General features: G+C 68.8%; 17 protein-coding genes. 15 read left to right on the top strand and 2 right to left on the bottom strand.

Annotated features, from left to right (window positions below):
* The first annotated feature begins 66 nt into the window (after positions 1-66).
* Positions 67-543, top strand: coding sequence for an OsmC family protein (locus KVT39_RS23625; RefSeq protein WP_034181544.1), 477 nt, complete (start codon positions 67-69; stop codon positions 541-543).
* A gap of 120 nt (positions 544-663) precedes the next feature.
* Here the strand turns inward: KVT39_RS23625 and KVT39_RS23620 are convergent, their stop codons facing one another.
* On the bottom strand, positions 664-1,614 hold the full coding sequence (locus KVT39_RS23620) for a LysR substrate-binding domain-containing protein (RefSeq protein ID WP_034181545.1): 951 nt from the start codon (positions 1,612-1,614) through the stop codon (positions 664-666).
* Positions 1,615-1,728: 114 nt separating this feature from the next.
* Here KVT39_RS23620 and KVT39_RS23615 point away from each other — a divergent pair, with 114 nt between their 5' ends.
* The 8 genes from KVT39_RS23615 (at position 1,729) to KVT39_RS23580 (ending at position 11,523) form a co-directional block, all read left to right on the top strand.
* Positions 1,729-3,480: an IlvD/Edd family dehydratase gene (locus tag KVT39_RS23615; RefSeq protein WP_034181546.1), complete on the top strand. Its 1,752-nt coding sequence runs from the start codon at positions 1,729-1,731 to the stop codon at positions 3,478-3,480.
* A gap of 79 nt (positions 3,481-3,559) precedes the next feature.
* Positions 3,560-4,921: an MFS transporter gene (locus KVT39_RS23610; protein ID WP_217590323.1), complete on the top strand. Its 1,362-nt coding sequence runs from the start codon at positions 3,560-3,562 to the stop codon at positions 4,919-4,921.
* A 50-nt stretch (positions 4,922-4,971) separates the two neighbouring features.
* A complete protein-coding gene (locus tag KVT39_RS23605; protein WP_152855798.1) occupies positions 4,972-5,901 on the top strand; it encodes a dihydrodipicolinate synthase family protein in 930 nt (309 codons plus the stop codon).
* A 25-nt stretch (positions 5,902-5,926) separates the two neighbouring features.
* Positions 5,927-6,856 carry a Gfo/Idh/MocA family protein gene (locus KVT39_RS23600; RefSeq protein ID WP_105390617.1) on the top strand — a complete coding sequence of 310 codons (930 nt, stop codon included), beginning with the start codon at positions 5,927-5,929 and terminating at the stop codon, positions 6,854-6,856.
* A gap of 73 nt (positions 6,857-6,929) precedes the next feature.
* Entirely contained in the window at positions 6,930-7,943 is a 1,014-nt protein-coding gene (locus tag KVT39_RS23595; protein WP_034181549.1) for an arabinose ABC transporter substrate-binding protein, read from the top strand.
* A 20-nt stretch (positions 7,944-7,963) separates the two neighbouring features.
* Positions 7,964-9,511: an L-arabinose ABC transporter ATP-binding protein AraG gene (gene araG / locus KVT39_RS23590; RefSeq protein WP_105390616.1), complete on the top strand. Its 1,548-nt coding sequence runs from the start codon at positions 7,964-7,966 to the stop codon at positions 9,509-9,511.
* A gap of 31 nt (positions 9,512-9,542) precedes the next feature.
* The gene (gene araH / locus KVT39_RS23585; protein ID WP_105390615.1) at positions 9,543-10,562 is read left to right on the top strand and encodes an L-arabinose ABC transporter permease AraH; all 1,020 of its coding nucleotides are present in this window, start codon (positions 9,543-9,545) and stop codon (positions 10,560-10,562) included.
* Between the two features lie 58 nt (positions 10,563-10,620).
* A complete protein-coding gene (locus tag KVT39_RS23580) occupies positions 10,621-11,523 on the top strand; it encodes an SMP-30/gluconolactonase/LRE family protein (RefSeq protein WP_175749648.1) in 903 nt (300 codons plus the stop codon).
* Between the two features lie 90 nt (positions 11,524-11,613).
* Here the strand turns inward: KVT39_RS23580 and KVT39_RS23575 are convergent, their stop codons facing one another.
* A complete protein-coding gene (locus tag KVT39_RS23575) occupies positions 11,614-12,507 on the bottom strand; it encodes an amidohydrolase family protein (RefSeq protein ID WP_217590322.1) in 894 nt (297 codons plus the stop codon).
* Positions 12,508-12,677: 170 nt separating this feature from the next.
* Between KVT39_RS23575 and KVT39_RS23570 the strand changes: the two genes are divergently transcribed.
* The 6 genes from KVT39_RS23570 (at position 12,678) to KVT39_RS23545 (ending at position 20,412) form a co-directional block, all read left to right on the top strand.
* Positions 12,678-13,505 carry a p-hydroxycinnamoyl CoA hydratase/lyase gene (locus KVT39_RS23570; protein ID WP_131946678.1) on the top strand — a complete coding sequence of 276 codons (828 nt, stop codon included), beginning with the start codon at positions 12,678-12,680 and terminating at the stop codon, positions 13,503-13,505.
* A gap of 42 nt (positions 13,506-13,547) precedes the next feature.
* Entirely contained in the window at positions 13,548-14,999 is a 1,452-nt protein-coding gene (locus tag KVT39_RS23565; protein WP_175749646.1) for an aldehyde dehydrogenase, read from the top strand.
* A 91-nt stretch (positions 15,000-15,090) separates the two neighbouring features.
* Positions 15,091-16,989, top strand: a complete 1,899-nt coding sequence (locus tag KVT39_RS23560; RefSeq protein ID WP_217590321.1) for a feruloyl-CoA synthase — start codon at positions 15,091-15,093, stop codon at positions 16,987-16,989.
* Positions 16,990-17,218: 229 nt separating this feature from the next.
* Positions 17,219-17,713, top strand: a complete 495-nt coding sequence (locus tag KVT39_RS23555; RefSeq protein WP_034181557.1) for a MarR family winged helix-turn-helix transcriptional regulator — start codon at positions 17,219-17,221, stop codon at positions 17,711-17,713.
* 286 nt (positions 17,714-17,999) lie between these two features.
* Complete coding sequence (mhpT, locus tag KVT39_RS23550) at positions 18,000-19,205, top strand: 3-(3-hydroxy-phenyl)propionate transporter MhpT (protein ID WP_131946675.1); 1,206 nt, start codon at positions 18,000-18,002, stop codon at positions 19,203-19,205.
* Positions 19,206-19,272: 67 nt separating this feature from the next.
* Positions 19,273-20,412 carry a porin gene (locus KVT39_RS23545; protein ID WP_217590320.1) on the top strand — a complete coding sequence of 380 codons (1,140 nt, stop codon included), beginning with the start codon at positions 19,273-19,275 and terminating at the stop codon, positions 20,410-20,412.
* Positions 20,413-20,430: the final 18 nt, after the last annotated feature.

Raw genomic sequence — 20,430 nt, 5'->3', positions numbered from 1 at the left:
CCATTGGCGGGCTTCATAAAATGAAATCGGGCCCGGTGGAAGCAACCGACATCAATGGAGAGCGAGATGGCATCTGGCGAACACAAGTATCGCGTCGCGGTGCAGTGGACAGGCAACCGCGGCACCGGCACGTCGGGGTATCGCGAGTACGGCCGCGATCATGTGATCCGCGCCGGTTCGAAACCGGACATTCCCGGTTCGTCGGATGCGGCCTTCCGTGGCGACGCGTCGCGCTGGAACCCGGAAGACCTGCTGCTGGCGTCGGCATCGGCGTGCCACAAGCTCTGGTATCTGCATCTGTGCGCCGAGGCCGGTATCCGCGTGCTCGCGTATGTCGACAACGCGGAAGGGACGATGCTCGACAGTCCCGAGCAGGGGCGCTTCACCGAAATCGTGCTGCGCCCGCACGTGACCATCCAGGCCGGCGACGATCGCGAGCGGGCGGAACGTCTGCATCACGATGCGCACGAAAAGTGCTATATCGCGAACTCGGTCAACTTCCCGATCCGCTGCGAACCGGTGATCGAGTTCGCAGCGGCGTGACGCGTTGGCGATGGAAAGCACGATGAAGCTTTTCTACTACCCCGGCAATGCAGGCATGGCGCCCCGCGTCGTGCACGAAGAAGAAACCGACGCGAGCGGGCAACACCCCTCGCCACCGCGTCACAGCGAGACGCCGTAAACCTCCCGCGCAGCCGCCCGGATCGCATCGGCCATCACCGTGACGGCCGGCGAATGCAGCCGGTCGGTGCGCGTGATGATCCCGAAATCGTCCATCCGGCAATCCATCTCCAGCGGCAGCACCGTGACGATCCCGTGTCGCGCGTAGTAGCGCGCGACGTCCTCGGCCAGCACCGCGATCATGTCGCTCTGTTCGAGCAGCTGCGTGATGAACAGCAGCGCAGACGTCTCGACCAGGTTCGCCGGCGGCGCGAGGCTCGCACGCTGGAACACGAGTTCGAAGCGATGGCGCAGCACGCTGCCGGCCGGCGGCACGACCCACGCGGCGCGCTGCACGTCCGCGAGCGACAGCGGCGCCTGCGCGAGCAGCGGATGGCCGGGCCGCACGACCGCCGCCACCGTTTCGCCGATCAGCGGCTCGTAGCGCAGCCGCAGCTTGTCGTGTTCGGCGGAGAGCCGGCCGAGCACGATGTCGATCTTGTCCTGCGCGAGATGTTCGAGCAGCACGTTGCTGGTGTCGATCTCGACCGACACGTGCAGGCCCGCATGCGTGCCCTTCACGGCGGCGACGGCCGGCGGCACCAGCCGCAGGCCGGGCGACGTGATCGCGCCCACCGCCACATGCCCGAGATGGCCGGCCTTCAGCGCGGCCAGTTCCTCGCGCGCCTGGTCGAGGCTGCCGAGCGCCGCGCGCGCGTGGCGGATCAGCGCGTCGCCGTACAGCGTCGGCCGCATCCCGCGCGGCAGGCGCTCGAACAGCACCGCGCCGATCGATTCCTCGAGTTCGCGCAGCAGCTTCGACGCGGCCGGCTGCGTCATGTTCAGCGCGGCCGCCGCGCGATGAATGCTGCCTTCGTCGGCGAGCGCGACGACCAGCAGGAGCTGGCGGGTCTTCAGGCGGCTGCGGTTGCCCCACGGGCTGGCGTCAGTCATCGTACGGGTTTATATCGATATCGGAATCGATATCGTAATCGCTCAAAACGTCATTAGCGAGTTATCAAAATTCTGCCTAGACTGCGCCGGTATCCCGTCACCACAGGACTGACGATGTCGGCAACAAAACCCAGGCTGCGCTCCACCCAATGGTTCGGCACGAATGACAAGAACGGCTTCATGTACCGGAGCTGGATGAAGAACCAGGGCATCCCCGATCACGAGTTCGACGGCCGGCCGGTCATCGGCATCTGCAACACGTGGTCCGAACTGACGCCGTGCAACGCGCACTTCCGCAAGCTCGCCGAGCACGTGAAGCGCGGAATCTCCGAGGCGGGCGGTTTCCCGGTCGAGTTCCCGGTGTTCTCGAACGGCGAATCGAACCTGCGGCCGTCCGCGATGCTCACGCGCAACCTCGCGTCGATGGACGTCGAGGAGGCGATTCGCGGCAACCCGATCGACGCGGTCGTGCTGCTCGCCGGCTGCGACAAGACGACGCCCGCGCTGCTGATGGGCGCGGCGAGCTGCGACGTGCCGGCGATCGTCGTGTCGGGCGGGCCGATGCTGAACGGCAAGCTGGAAGGCAAGAACATCGGTTCGGGCACGGCCGTGTGGCAGCTGCACGAGGCGCTGAAGGCCGGCGAGATCGACCTGCATCACTTCCTGTCGGCCGAAGCCGGCATGTCGCGCTCGGCCGGCACCTGCAACACGATGGGCACCGCGTCGACGATGGCGTGCATGGCCGAGGCGCTCGGCGTCACGCTGCCGCACAACGCGGCGATTCCGGCCGTCGATTCGCGCCGCTACGTGCTCGCGCACATGTCGGGCATCCGCATCGTCGAGATGGCGCTCGAAGGGCTCGTGCTGTCGAAGGTGCTGACGCGCGCCGCGTTCGAGAACGCGATCCGCGCGAACGCGGCGATCGGCGGCTCGACCAATGCGGTGATTCACCTGAAGGCGATCGCGGGCCGCATCGGTGTGCCGCTCGAACTCGAGGACTGGATGCGCATCGGCCGCGACACGCCGACGATCGTCGACCTGATGCCGTCGGGCCGCTTCCTGATGGAGGAGTTCTATTACGCGGGCGGGCTGCCGGCGGTGCTGCGCCGGCTCGGCGAAGGCGGGCTGCTGCCGAACCCCGACGCATTGACGGTGAACGGCAAGTCGCTGTGGGACAACGTGCGCGAAGCGCCGAACTACGACGACGAAGTGATCCGCCCGCTCGACCGGCCGCTGATCGCGGACGGCAGCATCCGCATCCTGCGCGGCAATCTCGCGCCGCGCGGCGCGGTGCTGAAGCCGTCGGCGGCGAGCCCCGAGCTGCTCAAGCATCGCGGCCGTGCGGTCGTGTTCGAGAACCTCGAACACTACAAGGCCACGATCAACGACGAAGCGCTCGACGTCGACGCGAGCTCCGTGCTCGTGCTGAAGAACTGCGGGCCGCGCGGTTATCCGGGCATGGCCGAGGTCGGCAACATGGGGCTGCCGCCGAAGCTGCTGCGCCAGGGCGTGAAGGACATGGTGCGGATTTCCGACGCGCGGATGAGCGGCACCGCGTACGGCACGGTCGTGCTGCACGTCGCGCCGGAGGCTGCCGCCGGCGGGCCGCTCGCGGCGGTGCGCAACGGCGACTGGATCGAGCTCGACTGCGAGGCCGGCACGCTGCATCTCGACATCACGGATGACGAACTGCAGCGCCGCCTGTCGGACGTCGATCCGACCGCGGCGCCGGGCGTGGCCGGCCAGCTCGGCAAGGGCGGCTACGCGCGGCTGTATATCGATCACGTGCTGCAGGCCGACGAGGGGTGCGACCTCGACTTCCTGGTCGGCACGCGCGGCGCGGACGTGCCGAGCCATTCGCATTGAGCGGCGAGCGAGAAGCGAAGCACAGGTGAAGCAGGGCAGACCGGCGACGACGCCGGCGCAGCCCACCCATGGAGACACGATGACGACGACGCAGCACCCGTCCGCGACACCGGCCGCGGCTCAATCCGGCCCGTCGGCCGCCGTCGACGAACGGCAGTTGATGCGCACGCTCACGCGCAGGCTGGTGCCGTTTCTCGCGTTGATCTACGTGGTGGCCTATGTCGACCGCACGGTCGTCGGCTTCGCGAAGCTGTACATGAACGCGGCCGTCGGCCTGAGCGACGCGGCGTACGGGCTCGGCGCGGGCCTGTTCTTCATCGGCTATTTCCTGTGCGAGGTGCCGAGCAATCTCGCGCTCGGCCGCTTCGGCGCACGCGTGTGGTTCGCGCGCATTCTCGCGACGTGGGGCGTGATCACGATGGCGATGGCGCTCGTGCAGGGGCCGGCCAGCTTCTATGCGTTGCGCTTCCTGCTCGGCGCGGCCGAAGCCGGCCTGTATCCGGGCATCCTGTATTTCCTCACGCAGTGGTTTCCGATGCGCGGCCGCGCACGCGTGATCGGGCTGCTCGTGCTCGCGCAGCCGATTGCCGGCATCGTGACGGGGCCGCTCGCGGGTTGGCTGCTGTCGACGCACGGGCTGTTCGGGCTGTCGAACTGGCAGACGCTGTTCGTCGTCAGCGGCCTGCCGGCCGTGCTGCTCGTGTGGCCGACGCTGCGGCTGCTGCCCGAAGCGCCGGACCGCGCGCGCTGGCTGAACGATGACGAGCGGCGCTGGATCGCGCGCCAGCTCGCCGCCGATCGCGACACGTACCGCCCCGACGCGCACCGCAATCCGCTCGCCACGCTGGCCGACCGGCGCGTGCTGCTGCTCGCGGCGCTGTTCCTGCCGTTCCCGCTGTGCATCTACGGGCTGTCGCTGTGGCTGCCGACGATCATTCACGCGTTCGGCGCGGGCGACGCGGCCACCGGCCTGCTGTCCGCCGTGCCGTACCTGTTCGCGGTGGTCGGGCTGCTGGTCGTGCCGCGTCATTCGGATCGCACGCGTGAACGCTACTGGCACATCGTCGTCGTGTCGGCCGCCGCGGCGCTGACGATGGCAGCGAGCGCATGGGTGCGGCAGCCTGCACTGCAGTTCCTGTTCATCTGCCTCACGGCTTTCTCGCTTTACTCGATCCAGGCCGTCGTATGGGCGCTGCCCGGCGAATTCCTGAGCGGGACGAGCGCGGCGGTGGGTATCGCCGCGATCAATTCGCTCGCGAATCTCGGCGGTTACGTCGGGCCGTACGGCATCGGCCTGATCAAGCAGGCGACCGGCAGCCTCGCGGCCGGCCTGTATTTCCTCGCGGCGACGCTGCTGTTCGCGGTGCTGATCACGTTCGTGGTCCGCGCGACGCTGCGCGCGCCGCAGCCGGCCGCGGGCGCGCTCGCCCGCGAATCCTGAACGCTTTGTTTTCCGGCTGAACGCCGCTTCGACCGATGCAGGACCGAACCATGACATCGAGCAGCACGCCGCGTTATCGCGGCATCTTCCCCGTCGTCCCGACGACGTTTTCCGACACCGGCGAGCTCGACCTCGCGAGCCAGAAGCGCGCGGTCGATTTCATGATCGACGCGGGCTCGGACGGGCTGTGCATCCTCGCGAACTTCTCCGAGCAATTCGCGATCACCGACGACGAGCGCGACGTGCTCACGCGCACGATCCTCGAACACGTGGCGGGCCGCGTGCCGGTGATCGTCACGACGTCGCACTACAGCACGCAGGTGTGCGCGGCGCGCAGCCTGCGCGCGCAGCAGCTCGGCGCGGCGATGGTGATGGCGATGCCGCCGTATCACGGCGCGACGTTCCGCGTGCCCGAAGCGCAGATCTTCGATTTCTATGCGCGCGTGTCCGACGCGATCGAGATCCCGATCATGATCCAGGACGCGCCCGCGAGCGGCACCGCGCTGTCGGCGCCGTTCCTCGCGCGGATGGCGCGGGAGATCGAGCAGGTCGCGTACTTCAAGATCGAGACGCCCGGTGCGGCGAACAAGCTGCGCGAGCTGATCCGGCTCGGCGGCGATGCGATCGAGGGGCCGTGGGACGGCGAGGAGGCGATCACGCTGCTCGCCGATCTCCATGCGGGTGCGACCGGCGCGATGACGGGCGGCGGGTTTCCGGACGGCATCCGGCCGATCCTCGAGGCATGGCGCGAAGGGCGCCACGACGACGCGTACGCGCGCTACCAGGCGTGGCTGCCGCTGATCAATCACGAGAACCGCCAGTCCGGGATCCTCACCGCGAAGGCGCTGATGCGCGAAGGCGGCGTGATCGCGTGCGAGCGGCCGCGGCATCCGATGCCGGAACTGCATCCGGACACGCGCGCGGAACTGCTCGCGATCGCGCGCCGGCTCGATCCGCTCGTGCTGCGCTGGGCGCACTGAGCGATTCGCGAAGGAGGAACGCACGATGAGCAAGCAGGTTTCGCTGGGCGTCGTCGGGATCGGCAAGATCGCGCGCGACCAGCATCTTCCGGCGATCGCCGCCGAACCGGGTTTCGCGCTGACTGCGTGCGCGAGCCGCCACGCGGAAGTCGCCGGTGTACGCAACTATCAGGATCTCCGCGCGCTGCTGGCCGCCGAGCGCGAACTCGACGCGGTGTCGCTGTGCGCGCCGCCGCAGGTGCGCTACGCGCAGGCGCGCGCGGCGCTCGAAGCCGGCAAGCACGTGATGCTCGAGAAGCCGCCGGGTGCGACGCTCGGCGAAGTGGCCGTGCTGGAGGCGCTCGCGCGCGAGCGCGGCCTCACGCTGTTCGCGACCTGGCATTCGCGCTGCGCGAGCGCGGTGGAGCCCGCACGCGCGTGGCTCGCAACGCGCACGATCCGCGCGGTGCAGGTGCGCTGGAAGGAGGACGTGCGGCGCTGGCATCCGGGGCAGCAGTGGATCTGGGAGCCCGGCGGCCTCGGCGTGTTCGATCCGGGCATCAACGCGCTGTCGATCGTCACGCGGATCCTGCCGCGCGAGCTCGTGCTGCGCGAGGCGACGCTGTTCGTGCCGAGCGACGTGCAGACGCCGATCGCGGCCGAACTCGATTGCGCGGATACCGACGGCGTGCCCGTGCGCGCGGAATTCGACTGGCGGCACGGCCCGGTCGAGCAATGGGAGATCGCGGTCGATACGGCCGACGGCGTGCTCGCGATCAGTCGCGGCGGCGCGCAATTGTCGATTAACGGCGAGCCGGTCGAGATCGGCCCCGAGCGCGAGTATCCTGCGCTCTACGCGCAGTTCCGCGCGCTGATCGCGCGTGGCGAAAGCGACGTCGACGTGCGGCCGCTGCGGCTCGTCGCCGACGCGTTTCTGTTCGGCCGGCGCGTCCAGACCGACGCGTTCGGCCGCTGAACGTGCCGGCGCGCTTCGCCGCGACCGCGCACGACAAATGATGAAGACCCAAATCGATACCAGGAGACACCACATGACCCGCACGACTCACACGATTCGCCGACACACCCTGCGCGCGCTGCTGGCCGCGCTTTGCATCGCGCCGCTCGGCATGCAGGGCGCCGCGCGCGCCGACGCGCCGCTGAAGATCGGCTTCCTGGTGAAGATGCCCGAGCAGGCATGGTTCATCAACGAGCAGAACGCGGCATCCGCGCTCGGCCAGAAGGAGAATTTCTCGGTCGTGAAGATCGGCACGCCCGACGGCGAGAAGGTGCTGGCCGCGATCGACAACCTCGGTTCGCAGGGCGCGCAGGGCTTCGTGATCTGCGCACCCGACGTGCGCCTCGGCCCGGCGATTGCGTCGCGCGCGAAGCGCTACAACATGAAGTTCGTGACGGTCGACGACCAGCTCGTCGATTCGAGCGGCAAGCCGCTCGCGAACGTGCCGCACCTCGGGATGTCGGCGATCAAGATCGGCAACCAGGTCGGCCAGGCGATCTCCGACGAGATGAAGCGGCGCGGCTGGAAGCCCGAGGAAGTCGGCGCGCTGCGGATCACCAACTACGAGTTGCCGACCGCGAAGCTGCGCACCGACGGCGCGACGCAGGCGCTGCTCGCGAACGGCTTCCGCAAGGAGAACATCTTCGACGCGCCGCAGAAGACGACCGACGACGAAGGCGGCTTCAGCGCGGCCGCGCCGGTGCTCGCGCGGCATCCGAACGTGAAGAAATGGGTGGTCTACGCGCTGAACGAGGAAACCGTGCTCGGCGCGGTGCGCGCGACCGAACAGCTGCACATCCCGGCGGCCGACGTGATCGGCGTCGGCATCAACGGCGCGGGCGAAGCGTTCGCCGAGTTCCAGAAGAAGGAGCCGACCGGCTTCTACGGGACGATCGCGGTCAGCTCGACGAACCATGGCAAGGACAGCACGCAGAACCTCGTCGACTGGATCCGCAACGGCAAGACGCCGGCGGCCGATACGCAGACGAGCGGCAAGCTGATGACGCGCGCGAACTGGCAGGCCGTGCGCGCCGAGCTCGGTATCTGAGCACGCGGGGCGAAAACGCAATGACGACGCAGACGATGACGGCCGTGTCCCGCAGCGACGACGCTGAAGCCGGCGCGGCCGCCGGCCCGCTGCTCGCGCTCGACGGCATCACGGTGACGTTTCCGGGCGTGCGCGCGCTCGACGCCGTGTCGCTGTCGGTGCGCGCGGGCGAAGTGCACGGGCTGATGGGCGAGAACGGCGCGGGGAAATCGACGCTGCTGAAAGTGCTGTCCGGCGTGAACCAGCCGCAGGCCGGCACGCTGACGCTGAACGGCACGGTGCAGCGTTTCGCGTCGACGCGCGCCGCGCTCGAGGCCGGCATCGCGATCATCTACCAGGAGCTGCATCTGGTGCCCGAGCTGACGGTCGCCGAGAACCTGATGCTCGGGCAGTTGCCGAGCCGGCTCGGCGTGGTCGACGAGCGCGCGCTCGCCGCGCGTGCGCTCGATGCGCTGGAGCGGCTCGGCGAGCATATCGATCCGGGCATCCCGGTGAAGTATCTGTCGATCGGCCAGCGCCAGATGATCGAGATCGGCAAGGCGCTGATGCGCGACGCACGCGTGATCGCGTTCGACGAACCGACGAGCTCGCTGTCCGCGCGCGAGACCACGCAGCTGTTCCGGATCATCCGCGCGCTGCGCGCGGAAGGCCGCGCGATCATCTACGTCACGCACCGGATGGAGGAAGTCTACGAACTGTGCGACCGCGTGACCGTGTTTCGCGACGGCCGCCGGATCGACACGTTCGATTCGGTCGCCGATCTGGACCGCGACCGGCTGATCGGCTGCATGGTCGGCCGTTCGATCGAGGACGTGTACGGCTACCGGCCGCGCGCGGCCGGCGACGTGCTGATCGAGGCGAAGGGGCTGGCGGGGCCCGGGCTGTCGGAGCCCGTGTCGTTCACCGCGCGGCGCGGCGAGATCGTCGGCTTCTTCGGGCTCGTCGGTGCGGGCCGTTCGGAGCTGATGAAGCTGCTGTACGGTGCGGTGCGCCCGAGTGCCGGGCACGTCGAGCTGGGCGGGCGGCGCGTCGCGTTTGCCAGCCCGCGCGACGCGGTGCGCGCCGGCATCGCGCTGTGCCCGGAAGACCGCAAGCAGGAAGGCATCGTCGCGATCGCGTCGGTGGCCGACAACCTGAACATCAGCGCGCGCCGGCATTTCAGCCCGGCGCGCATGCTGCTCGACGCGCGGCGCGAGCGCGAGCTCGCGCAACGCTACATCGAGCGGCTCGCGATCAAGACCCGCGACGGCGACACGCCGATCGGCGCGCTGTCCGGCGGCAACCAGCAGAAGGTCGTGCTGGCGCGCTGGCTGGCCGAGCGCATCGACGTATTCCTGATGGACGAGCCGACGCGCGGCATCGACGTCGGCGCGCGCGCGGAAATCTACAACCTGTTCTACGAACTCGCGGAAGCGGGCCGCACGGTGATCCTCGTGTCGAGCGATCTGGCCGAAGTGATCGGCGTGTCGGACCGGATCATCGTGATGAAGGAAGGACGGATCGCGGGCGAAGTGGAGAAGGCGCAGGCGACGCCCGATGCGCTGATCAAGCTCGCGCTGCCGCGCTAGCGGCGTGCTGTTCAACCGGAATGAAAGAGACATGAGCCAGGCAATGCAACCCCAACGTACTTCCCCGTCCCCCGATGCCGCTGCCGCGCCCATGAGGGCGCACGGCGGCGTGTGGCAACTGATCAACCGCTCCGGCATCGTGATGGTGTTTCTCGTGCTGTTCGCGACGTTGTCGCTGACGGTGCCGGACTTCCTCACGCCGCGCAACATCCAGGGCCTGCTGCTGTCGGTCACGCTGATCGGCTCGATCGCGGTGACGATGATGTTCGTGCTCGCGCTCGGCGAGGTCGACCTGTCGGTCGCGTCGATCGTCGCGTTCTCGGGCGTCGTCGCGTCGACGCTGATCACCGCGACGCACAGCGTGCTGTTCGGCATCGTGGCCGGCGTGCTCGCCGGCGGCGCGGTCGGGCTCGTGAACGGCGTGCTGATCGCGCGCTACCGGATCAACTCGCTGATCGTCACGCTCGCGATGATGGAAGTCGTGCGCGGGCTCGCGTTCATCACGTCGAGCGGCGACGCGGTGATGATCTCCGAGGAACGTTTCTTCGAACTCGGGTCCGGCTCGTTCCTCGGCATCTCGTATCCGATCTGGAGCAACATCATCGGCTTCGTCGTGTTCGGCTTCCTGCTGCGCAAGACAGTGTTCGGCAAGAACGTGCTGGCCGTCGGCGGCAACGGCGAGGCCGCGCTGCTCGCGGGGCTGCCGGTGATGCGCATCAAGATCACCGTGTTCGTGCTGCAGGGGCTCGTGACGGGCTTTGCCGGCGTGATGCTCGCGTCGCGGATGAGCCTCGGCGATCCGAAGACGTCGGTCGGCCTCGAACTCGGCGTGATTTCCGCGTGCGTGCTCGGCGGCGTGTCGCTGACGGGCGGCGTCGCGACGATTTCCGGCGTGCTGGTCGGCGTGCTGATCATGGGCTCCGTGCAGGATGCGATGAGCCTGCTGAACGTGCCGACGTTTTACCAATATCTGATACGCGGCGGAATTCTGTTGCTAGCGGTGCTGTTCGACCAGTATCGTCGCAACCAGCGGCGCGCGATGAAGATCTGACCGGCAGCGCGTCGCCCGCGAAAGCGATGGATATATGCGACAGATATCGGGAGACGGCATGCAACAGACTCATCCGGCCGCGTCGGCGACGCTGCTGGCCGACAGCCGCAACACGCTCGGCGAAGGCGCGACGTGGTGCGATGCGACACACGCGCTGTACTGGACGGACATCGAAGGCGCGCGGTTGTGGCGATGCCGCGCGGACGGTTCCGACCTCGCGCACTGGCCGATGCCCGAGCGGCTCGCGTGTTTCGCGCTGACCGACGATCCGGACGTGCTGCTCGTCGGGCTCGCGACGCATCTCGCGTTCTTCGACCTGCGCAGCGGCGCGTTCACGCGGATCGTCGACGTCGAATCCGACCTGCCGACCCGGCTGAACGACGGGCGCTGCGATCCGTTCGGCGCGTTCGTGTTCGGGATGAAGGACGAAGGCGGCGAGCCGCCGCGCGCGGTTGGTGGCTTCTACCGGCTCAATCCGGACCTCACGCTCGAACGGCTCGCGCTGCCGCCGGCGGCGATCGCGAACAGCATCGCGTTCTCGCCGGACGGTTCGAAGATGTATTTCTGCGATTCGCTGGTGCGCGAGATTTTCGTCTGCGATTACCGCGCGGGTGGCGACGTCGCGAACGTGCGGCCGTTCGCGCGCCTGACCGATGCGGACGGCGACCCGGACGGCTCGACGATCGATCGCGACGGCGGCCTGTGGAACGCGCAGTGGGGCGGCAGGCGGGTGGTGCGCTACGGGCCGGATGGCGTCGAGACGGAGCGCGTCGACGTGCCGACCGCGCAGCCGAGCTGCGCGGCGCTCGACGGCGAAGGCCGCCTGTACGTGACGAGCGCGCGCGTCGGGTTGAGCGACGACGCGCTGGCAAGCGACGCGCATGCGGGCGGCGTGTTCGTCGCGCAGACGCGGCATGCGGGGCTGCCGACCGCGCGGTTCATGCCGAAGCGCGCAAGCTGAGCGCCACGACGGCGCGGCCGGCGGACGCGCCGTCGGCGCATGACCGCGCCGGCCGCCGCGCCTCGATCGGCGCATTCACCATTCGGCGCGTCACTCGCGCGGCGCGTCGAGCTCCAGCCCCAGCAACGCCACCGCGTTGTCCTTCAGGATCAGCGGGTGCACGTCGGGCCGAAACCCGGCGCCGTTGAAATCCTCCAGCCATCTATCCGGCCGTATCAGCGGAAAATCCGATGCGAACAGCACCTTGTGCCTGAGCAGCGTGTTCGCGTACTTGATCAGCTCCGGCGAGAAATATTTCGGCGACCATCCCGACAGATCGATGTAGACGTTCGGCTTGTGCAGCGCGATCGACAGCGCCTGCTCCTGCCACGGCCACGACGGGTGCGCGATCACGATCTTCATGTCCGGAAAATCGGCCGCGACGTCGTCGAGATGGATCGGTTCGGAGTACTTCAGACGCAGCCCGCCGCCGCCGCGCATGCCCGATCCCATCCCCGAATGACCGCTGTGGAACACGGCCGGCAGCCCGTGTTCGGCGATCACCTCGTAGATCGGATACGCGAGCCGGTCGTTCGGAAAGCACCCCTGCATCGTCGGGTGGAACTTGAAGCCCTTCACGCCGTGTTCTTCGATCAGGCGGCGCGCCTCGCGCGCGCCGAAGCGGCCCTTGTGCGGGTCGATGCTCGCGAACGCGATCATGACGTCGGCGTTGTCCTGCGCGAATTGCGCGATCTCCTCGTTCGGAATGCGGCGCCGGCCGATGTTCGTCTCGCAGTCGACGGTGAACATCACGAAGCCGATGCGGCGCTCGCGGTAATACGCGATCGTCTCCGGAATCGTCGGCCGGCGGCCCTGCTTCAGCACCGTGCCGAAGTACTTGTCGGCCGCGTCGTCGAATGCCTTCGCGAACAGGTCGGGCGGCTGGCAGCACGACACTTCGGCATGCACGTGCGTGTCGATGGCGATCAGGTTGCGGATGTCCAAGCGTGTCTCCTCATGTCGTGAAGCGCAGGCGCCGCGCGGCGCGAAACCGCGCGTTAGTGCCCGTTTAGGGGTTTGTCCCGAGCCGCTTCCATTCTACTTTACATATCAGGCTACCTGATAGTAAATTGGCGTGGAGTCGCGTAGGGCGGCACTGTCATTGGAGAACGAAGATGAGTTACGAAGGTCGCTGGAAAACGGTGAAGGTCGCGGTCGAGGGCGGGATCGCGTGGGTCACGCTGAACCGTCCGGACAAGCGCAACGCGATGAGCCCGACGCTGAACACGGAAATGATCGACGTGCTGGAAACGGTCGAGCTCGACGCCGAAGCGCAGGTGCTCGTGCTGACCGGCGAGGGCGACGCATGGACGGCGGGGATGGACCTGAAGGAGTATTTCCGCGAAGTGGACGCGGGCCCCGAGATCCTGCAGGAAAAGATCCGCCGCGACGCGAGCCGCTGGCAGTGGCAACTGCTGCGCATGTATTCGAAGCCGACGATCGCGATGGTCAACGGCTGGTGCTTCGGCGGCGGCTTCTCGCCGCTCGTCGCGTGCGATCTCGCGATCGCGGCCGACGAAGCCGTGTTCGGCCTGTCGGAGATCAACTGGGGCATCCCGCCGGGCAACCTCGTCAGCAAGGCGATGGCGGATACGGTCGGGCATCGCGAGGCGCTGTACTACATCATGACCGGCGATACCTTCACCGGGCCGCAGGCCGCGAAGATGGGGCTCGTCAACAAGAGCGTGCCGCGTGCGCAACTGCGCGACGAAGTGCTTGCGCTCGCCGCGAAGCTGCTGGACAAGAATCCGGTCGTGATCCGCAATGCGAAGCACGGCTTCAAGCGCTGCCGCGAACTGACGTGGGAGCAGAACGAGGACTACCTGTACGCGAAGCTCGACCAGGCGAACTATCGCGATCCGGAAGGCGGCCGCGAGCAGGGCCTCAAGCAGTTCCTTGACGACAAGAGCATCAAGCCGGGCCTGCAGGCGTACAAGCGCTGACGCGCGACGCTGCATGCAACCGGACTGAGCGGAGACAGCGAAATGCACGAAGTGAGTTTGTTGATCGACGGCGTGTCGCGCGGCGCGTCGGATGGCGGCACGTTCGACCGGATCGATCCGGCGACGGGACAGGTGGCGTCGCGCGCCGCCGCGGCGACGCTCGACGATGCGGATGCCGCGGTCGCGGCGGCCGCGCGCGCGTTCCCCGCGTGGGCGGCGCTCGCGCCGACCGAGCGCCGCCGGCGGCTGCTCGCGGCGGCCGACCGGATGGACGCGCGCGCCGGCGAATTCATCGAGATCGGCCGTGCCGAAACCGGCGCCATGGCGAACTGGTACGGCTTCAACGTGATGCTCGCGGCGAACATGCTGCGCGAGGCCGCCGCGATGACGACGCAGATCGACGGCGCGGTGATCCCGTCCGACGTGCCGGGCAATCTCGCGATGGCCGTGCGCCAGCCGTGCGGCGTCGTGCTCGGCATCGCGCCGTGGAACGCGCCGGTGATCCTCGCGACGCGCGCGCTCGCGATGCCGCTCGCGTGCGGCAACACGGTCGTGCTGAAGGCATCCGAAGGCTGCCCGGGCGTGCACCGGCTGATCGGCAGCGTGCTGCATGACGCGGGGCTCGGCGACGGCGTCGTCAACGTGATCACGCATGCGCCGCAGGACGCACCGGCGATCGTCGAACGATTGATCGCGAACCCGGCGGTGCGGCGCGTCAACTTCACCGGGTCGACGCGCGTCGGCCGGATCGTCGCGACGCTCGCCGCGCAGCACCTGAAGCCGGCGCTGCTCGAACTCGGCGGCAAGGCGCCGGTGCTCGTGCTCGACGACGCGGATCTCGATGCGGCGGTCGATGCGGTCGCGTTCGGCGCGTTCTTCAACCAGGGCCAGATCTGCATGTCGACCGAGCGCGTGATCGTCGACCGGAACGTCGCCGATGCGTTCGTCGAGCGGCTCGTCGCGAAGGCGCGTACGCTGAAGGCGGGCAATCCGGCCGCACCGGGCGTCGTGCTCGGCACGCTGGAAAGCGCGGCGGCCGCGCAGCGCATCGCGGCGCTGGTCGCCGACGCGCGCACGCACGGCGCGGCGTTGCCGCTCGGCTGCGAAGTCGACGGCGCGGTGATGCAGCCGACGATCGTCGACGGCGTCACGCGCGACATGAAGCTCTATGCGGACGAATCGTTCGGGCCGGTCGTGACCGTGCAGCGCGTCGACGGCGACGAAGCGGCGCTGGCGGCCGCGAACGACAGCGAATACGGGCTGTCGGCCGCGGTGTTCAGCCGCGACATCGCACGCGCGATGCAGGTCGCGAAACGGATCGAGTCGGGCATCTGCCACATCAACGGCCCGACCGTGCACGACGAGGCGCAGATGCCGTTCGGCGGCGTGAAGGCGAGCGGCTACGGCCGGTTCGGCAGCAAGGCGTCGATCGCCGAATTCACCGACCTGCGCTGGATCACCGTGCAGACCGCGCCGCGCCACTACCCGATCTGAGCGGGCCGCCGCGCAGCGGCAACGACAACGACACAATGAAGTTCCCGCCGCGCGCCGCGAGCGCGCCGGCGGAACCGACTGGAGACAGACCTTGGATGCGGATCCGACCCAACTGCACGGCATCGCCGCCGCGCAGCCCGCCCCCGCCGGCTACCGCCCCGTCGCGATCGGCGCGGCACCGCCCGACATCGCGCAACGCGACGGCTGCTGGACCCTGCGTGCATCGACCGCGCTCGGCGCGTATCCGCGCCGGCTGACCGACCGGCTCGTCAGCGGCGCGCAGGCGCACCCGGACCGCTGGCTCGTCGCGCGGCGCGGCCCCGACGGCGCGTGGATCGGCATCAGCTATGCGCAGATGCTCGAACGCGCACGCGCGATCGGCCAGGCGCTGCTCGATCGCGGGCTGTCGGCCGAGCGGCCGGTCGCGATCCTGTCCGGCAACGATCTCGAACACCTGCAGGTCGCGTTCGGCGCGCTGTGGGCCGGCGTTCCGTATGCGCCGCTGTCGCCCGCGTATTCGCTCGTGTCGAGCGACTACGGCAAGCTCCGCCATGCGCTGGCGCTGCTGACGCCGGGGCTGGTGTTTGCCGCGGACGGCGATGCATTCCGCGCCGCGCTCGATGCGACGGTGCCGCCCGACGTCGAGCGCGTGGTCGTGTCGGCGGCGGACGGGATGCGAGGCGTCACGCGCCTCGCGTCGCTGCTCGACACCGTGCCGGGCAGCGTCGACGCCGCGCACGATGCGATCACCGGCGATACGATCGCCAAGTTTCTCTTCACGTCCGGTTCGACGCGGCTGCCGAAGGCGGTGCCGACCACGCACCGGATGCTGTGCAGCAACCAGCAGATGCTGCTCGAAACGTTTCCGCAATTCGGCATCGAGCCGCCGGTGCTGGTCGACTGGCTGCCGTGGAACCACACGTTCGGCGGCAGCCACAACGTGGGGATTGCGCTGTACAACGGCGGCACGCTGTATATCGACGACGGCAAGCCGGTCGCCGGCAAGTTCGACGAGACGCTGCGCAACCTGCGCGAGATCGCGCCGACGGTGTACTTCAACGTGCCGAAGGGCTGGGAGGAGCTGACTGTCGCGCTCGAAACGGACGCGGCGCTGCGCGCGACCTTCTTCTCGCGCGTGAAGATGTATTTCTTCGCGGGCGCGGGGCTGTCGCAGGCCGCGTGGGACCGGCTCGAGCGCGTGACGCTCGCGCACTGCGGCGAGCGGATCCGGATCATGGCCGGCCTCGGGATGACCGAGGCCGCGCCGTCGTGCATGTTCACCACCGGGCCGATGTCGGGCGCCGGCTACATCGGCCTGCCCGCGCCCGGCTGCGACGCGAAGCTGGTGCCGGTCGACGGCAAGCTCGAGGCGCGCTTTCGCGGGCCGAACGTGATGGCCGGCTACTGGCGCGCAGGCAGCGACGACGCGCGCGAGGTGTTCGACGACGAAGGTTATTACCGCAGCGGCGATGCGGTGCGCTTCGTCGACCCGCAGCGTCCGGAGATCGGGCTGATGTTCGACGGCCGCATTGCCGAGGATTTCAAGCTGTCGACGGGGACCTTCGTGAGCGTCGGGCCGATGCGCGCGCGGATCGTGTCGAACGGCGCGCCGTATGTGCAGGACGCGGTCGTGACCGGAATGAACCGCGACGACGTCGGCGCGATGATCTTTCCGCGCATCGACGATTGCCGCCGCCTCGCCGGCGCGGGGCCGGACGCCGACGTGCGCGCCGTGCTGCAGGCGCCGGCCGTGCGCGCGTTTTTTGCGGACCTGCTGCAGCGCTTGAACCGCGACGCGACCGGCAGCGCGACGTTCATCACGCGGCTGTGCCTGCTCGACACGCCGCCGTCGCTCGATCTCGGCGAAATCACCGACAAGGGTTCGATCAACCAGCGTGCGGTGCTGACGCAGCGCGCGGCGCTGATCGAAGCGATGTATGCGCACGACGCGGCCGATGCGGGCGTGATCGTTGCAGGCGCGGCGCGCTGAGGTCGAGCGTCGTGCCGCACCGCCATGTGGCGGCGGTGCGGCACGCGGTCGGCACGGCAGCGCGGCGGCGCGCTCCTGGTCGATCAGCGGGTAAACCACGATCGAAACCGCCGAATCGGGTCTGTGTTGCGTACAGTGCGCCGATCGCCGCGATGCGGGCGATGCGAGCGTGCCCGCCATGCGGGCCGCGTGAGGTAAGATGGCCCGCGATCTTCCTCCCGACACCTTCATGAGTTCGACACCCGTCAAACCGGCCGGCGCGAAACGCGCTGCCCGTGCCACCGAGGCCAAACCGCCCATGCGTGCCCAGCAGCGGCTGACCTACCTGATCGGCAATCTCGATCGGCTGCTGCGCCGCCAGATGAGCGATGCGCTCGCACCGCTCGGCGTGACGCTCGCGCAATACACGGCGCTGTCGGTACTCGAGGCGCGCGGCGCGCTGTCCAATGCGCAGCTCGCGGTGCGCTCGTTCATCACGCCGCAATCCGCGAACGAGGTGATGGTCGCGATGGCGGCCCGCGGCTTCGTCACGCGCGAGGCCGATCCGAATCATGGCCGCGTGATCCTGCTGCGCCTGACCGACGAGGGCTCGGCGATCCTGCGCGAATGCGAACGGGTGCTGCGGCCGCTCGAGCGCCGGATGCTCGGCGACGACCTGACCGCCGCCGACGCCGCGCAGGTCCAGCGCACGCTCGAGCTGTTCGTGCGCAACCTGCGCGACTGAGCCGCGCTTTCGTTTCTTTCGTCGTTCCGCACGGCCTTGCCTGGCCGGCTTCCGCGCGCGTTGCGGGTTAACACCGGCGCATCACACACTTGAAATATCAGGTTACCTGTTATTAAATCATTCCGTCCTTCGATGGGATGACGGTCCGCACGACCGGCTGGTCGCGCGGATTTTATTTCGGACAATGAATCAGGCTACCTGATAATGTCTGATGCATGGTCCGATCACGACAAAGACACCGCGCATGCGTTTCGGCATGACGCGCAGTACAAGGTTTGGAGACGACATGGACACTTCCGTTGCCGAGAGGCCGGCCGTCGCGACGACGCTCGGTCTGTGTTTCGCGATCGCGCTGCTCGAGGGGCTCGACCTGCAGTCGGTCGGCGTCGCCGCGCCGCGCATGGCTCACGAGTTCGGGCTCACGGTTTCGCAGATGGGGCTCGCGTTCAGCGCAGGCACGTTCGGCCTGCTGCCGGGCGCGATGCTCGGCGGGTGGCTCGCCGACCGGATCGGCCGCAAGCACGTGCTGATCGCATCGGTCTGCCTGTTCGGGCTGCTGTCGATCGCGACCGCGCACGTGTCGAGCTTCGCGATGCTGGTCGTCGTGCGCGCGCTGACCGGCCTCGGCCTCGGCGGCGCGATGCCGAACCTGATCGCGCTGTCGTCCGAAGCGGCCGACGCGCGCTCGCGCAGCAGCGCGGTTGCCGTGATGTACTGCGGCATTCCGTTCGGCGGCGTGATCGCGTCGTTGATCGGCGTGCTGCTGGCCGGCGACACCGAATGGCGGCACATCTTCTACGTCGGCGGCGTCGGGCCGCTGCTGCTCGCCCCGCTGCTGCTCGCGCTGTTGCCGGAATCGCGTGCGTTCCTCGACGTCAGCGCATCGGGCGCCGCGCGCCCGAGCGTCGCGCACACGCTGTTCGGCGGCGCACGCACGGGCACCACGCTCGCGCTCTGGCTCAGCTATTTCTGCACGCTGATCGTGCTGTATTTCCTGCTGAACTGGCTGCCGTCGCTGATGGCGGCCAAGGGGCTCGCGCGCAGCCAGGCCGGGATCGTGCAGATCTTCTTCAACATCGGCAGCGGCCTCGGCGTGCTCGGCATCGGCATGTCGATGGACCGGATGCGGCCGTCGCGGGTCGTCGGCGGCATGTATGCGGGGATCGTGCTGTCGCTTGCCGCGCTCGCGATCGCGCCCGGGATCGTATGGCTGTCCGCCGCGGCGTTCGCGGCCGGGATGTTCGTCGTCGGCGGCCAGTCGGTGCTGTATGCGCTGGCCGCGATGTACTACCCGACCGCGATGCGCGGCACCGGCGTCGGCTCCGCGGTCGCGGTGGGCCGGCTCGGCTCCGTGGTCGGCCCGCTCGCGGCTGCCCAGCTGCTCGCGATGGGCCGCAGCGCGTCGGTCGTGATCGGCGCGAGCATCCCCGTCACGCTGGTCGCCGCCGTCGCGGCGCTGGTGCTGATCCGGCGGCCGCAGGCACACGACTGAGTTTGCTTACTTTCACCCACGAGCGCCGGCAGAGCGCGATATCGACGCAGGTCTGGAGACACCAACCATGAAGCACACCAAAGCCTTGCTGGCAGCCGGCGCATGCGCGCTGGCCGCGACGAGCGCGCACGCGCAATCGAGCGTGACGCTGTACGGGATCATCGACACCGGCGTCGAATACGTATCGCACGCGAACGCGGCCGGCGACCACGTGGTACGGATGCCGGGCGTGACCGGCGAGATGCCGTCGCGCTGGGGCCTGCGCGGCAGCGAGGATCTCGGCGGCGGCTACCAGGCCGTGTTCGTGCTCGAAAGCGGCTTCAACGTGCGCGGCGGCGATCTCGGCCAGGGCGGTCGGCTGTTCGGCCGGCAGGCATTCGTCGGGCTGAAGGGCGGCTTCGGCACGCTCGCGTTCGGCCGCCAGTACACGATGACCTACCTCGCGTTGCAGGGCGCGGACATCATCGGCCCCGACATCTACGGGCTCGGTTCGTTCGACGCGTACGTGCCGAACGGCCGCGCCGACAACGCGGTGACTTACCTCGGCACGTATCGCGGCGTGACGTTCGGCGCCGCCTATTCGTTCGGGCGCGACAGCGCCGGCACCGGCAACTCGCCGGGGCAGGGCACGTGCGCGGGGCAGGTGCCGGGCCACGCGGTCGAATGCCGCAACTGGTCGGCGATGCTCAAGTACGACAGCGCGTATTTCGGCGCGGCGGCGTCGTACGAGGAGCAGCGCGGCGGCACCGGCGCGGCCGCGAACTTCTTCGACGGCGTCGCGCCGGTCGCCTTCACGAGCAGCGCGGGCAAGGACGCGCGCGTGCACGTGAGCGCGTATGCGCAGGCGGCGGGCGCACGAATCGGCGCGGGCTGGATCGGGCGGCGTGTGTCGACCGGTTCGCCGGCTGCGCCCGGCGCGCATTCGGATCTGTTCTTCGTCGGGGCGTCGTATGCGGTCAAGCCGGACTTCATCGTCGACGGCGAAGGCTATCGGATCGTCAACAGCGCGCACGACACGCGCGCGACGATGGCAACGCTGCGCGCGACCTACCTGCTGACGAAGCGCACGTCGGTCTACGCGCAAAGCTCGTATCTGTGGAACAGCGCGCATGCGCGCTACGCGGTCAGCGGCGGCGGCCCCGGCACGACGCCCGGCGCGGGTATGGGGCAACTCGGCGCGATGGTCGGCGTCAAGCACATGTTCTGATCCGGCAACCTGACGAAC

Origin of the sequence: Burkholderia sp. GbtcB21 (genome assembly GCF_019091065.1) — a bacterium.
Lineage (GTDB): Bacteria > Pseudomonadota > Gammaproteobacteria > Burkholderiales > Burkholderiaceae > Burkholderia > Burkholderia pyrrocinia_C.
Note: the sequence above shows the minus strand (reverse complement) of the source record. Positions and strands in the feature narration are given on the sequence as shown.

Coding starts and splice junctions, on each gene's coding strand:
- KVT39_RS23570 (WP_131946678.1), top strand. CDS start 12,678: ATGAGTTACGAAGGTCGCTGGAAAACGGTGAAGGTCGCGGTCGAGGGC.
- KVT39_RS23545 (WP_217590320.1), top strand. CDS start 19,273: ATGAAGCACACCAAAGCCTTGCTGGCAGCCGGCGCATGCGCGCTGGCC.
- KVT39_RS23605 (WP_152855798.1), top strand. CDS start 4,972: ATGACATCGAGCAGCACGCCGCGTTATCGCGGCATCTTCCCCGTCGTC.
- KVT39_RS23620 (WP_034181545.1), bottom strand. CDS start 1,614: ATGACTGACGCCAGCCCGTGGGGCAACCGCAGCCGCCTGAAGACCCGC.
- KVT39_RS23580 (WP_175749648.1), top strand. CDS start 10,621: ATGCAACAGACTCATCCGGCCGCGTCGGCGACGCTGCTGGCCGACAGC.
- KVT39_RS23565 (WP_175749646.1), top strand. CDS start 13,548: ATGCACGAAGTGAGTTTGTTGATCGACGGCGTGTCGCGCGGCGCGTCG.
- araG (WP_105390616.1), top strand. CDS start 7,964: ATGACGACGCAGACGATGACGGCCGTGTCCCGCAGCGACGACGCTGAA.
- araH (WP_105390615.1), top strand. CDS start 9,543: ATGAGCCAGGCAATGCAACCCCAACGTACTTCCCCGTCCCCCGATGCC.
- KVT39_RS23625 (WP_034181544.1), top strand. CDS start 67: ATGGCATCTGGCGAACACAAGTATCGCGTCGCGGTGCAGTGGACAGGC.
- KVT39_RS23610 (WP_217590323.1), top strand. CDS start 3,560: ATGACGACGACGCAGCACCCGTCCGCGACACCGGCCGCGGCTCAATCC.
- mhpT (WP_131946675.1), top strand. CDS start 18,000: ATGGACACTTCCGTTGCCGAGAGGCCGGCCGTCGCGACGACGCTCGGT.
- KVT39_RS23615 (WP_034181546.1), top strand. CDS start 1,729: ATGTCGGCAACAAAACCCAGGCTGCGCTCCACCCAATGGTTCGGCACG.
- KVT39_RS23555 (WP_034181557.1), top strand. CDS start 17,219: ATGAGTTCGACACCCGTCAAACCGGCCGGCGCGAAACGCGCTGCCCGT.
- KVT39_RS23600 (WP_105390617.1), top strand. CDS start 5,927: ATGAGCAAGCAGGTTTCGCTGGGCGTCGTCGGGATCGGCAAGATCGCG.
- KVT39_RS23595 (WP_034181549.1), top strand. CDS start 6,930: ATGACCCGCACGACTCACACGATTCGCCGACACACCCTGCGCGCGCTG.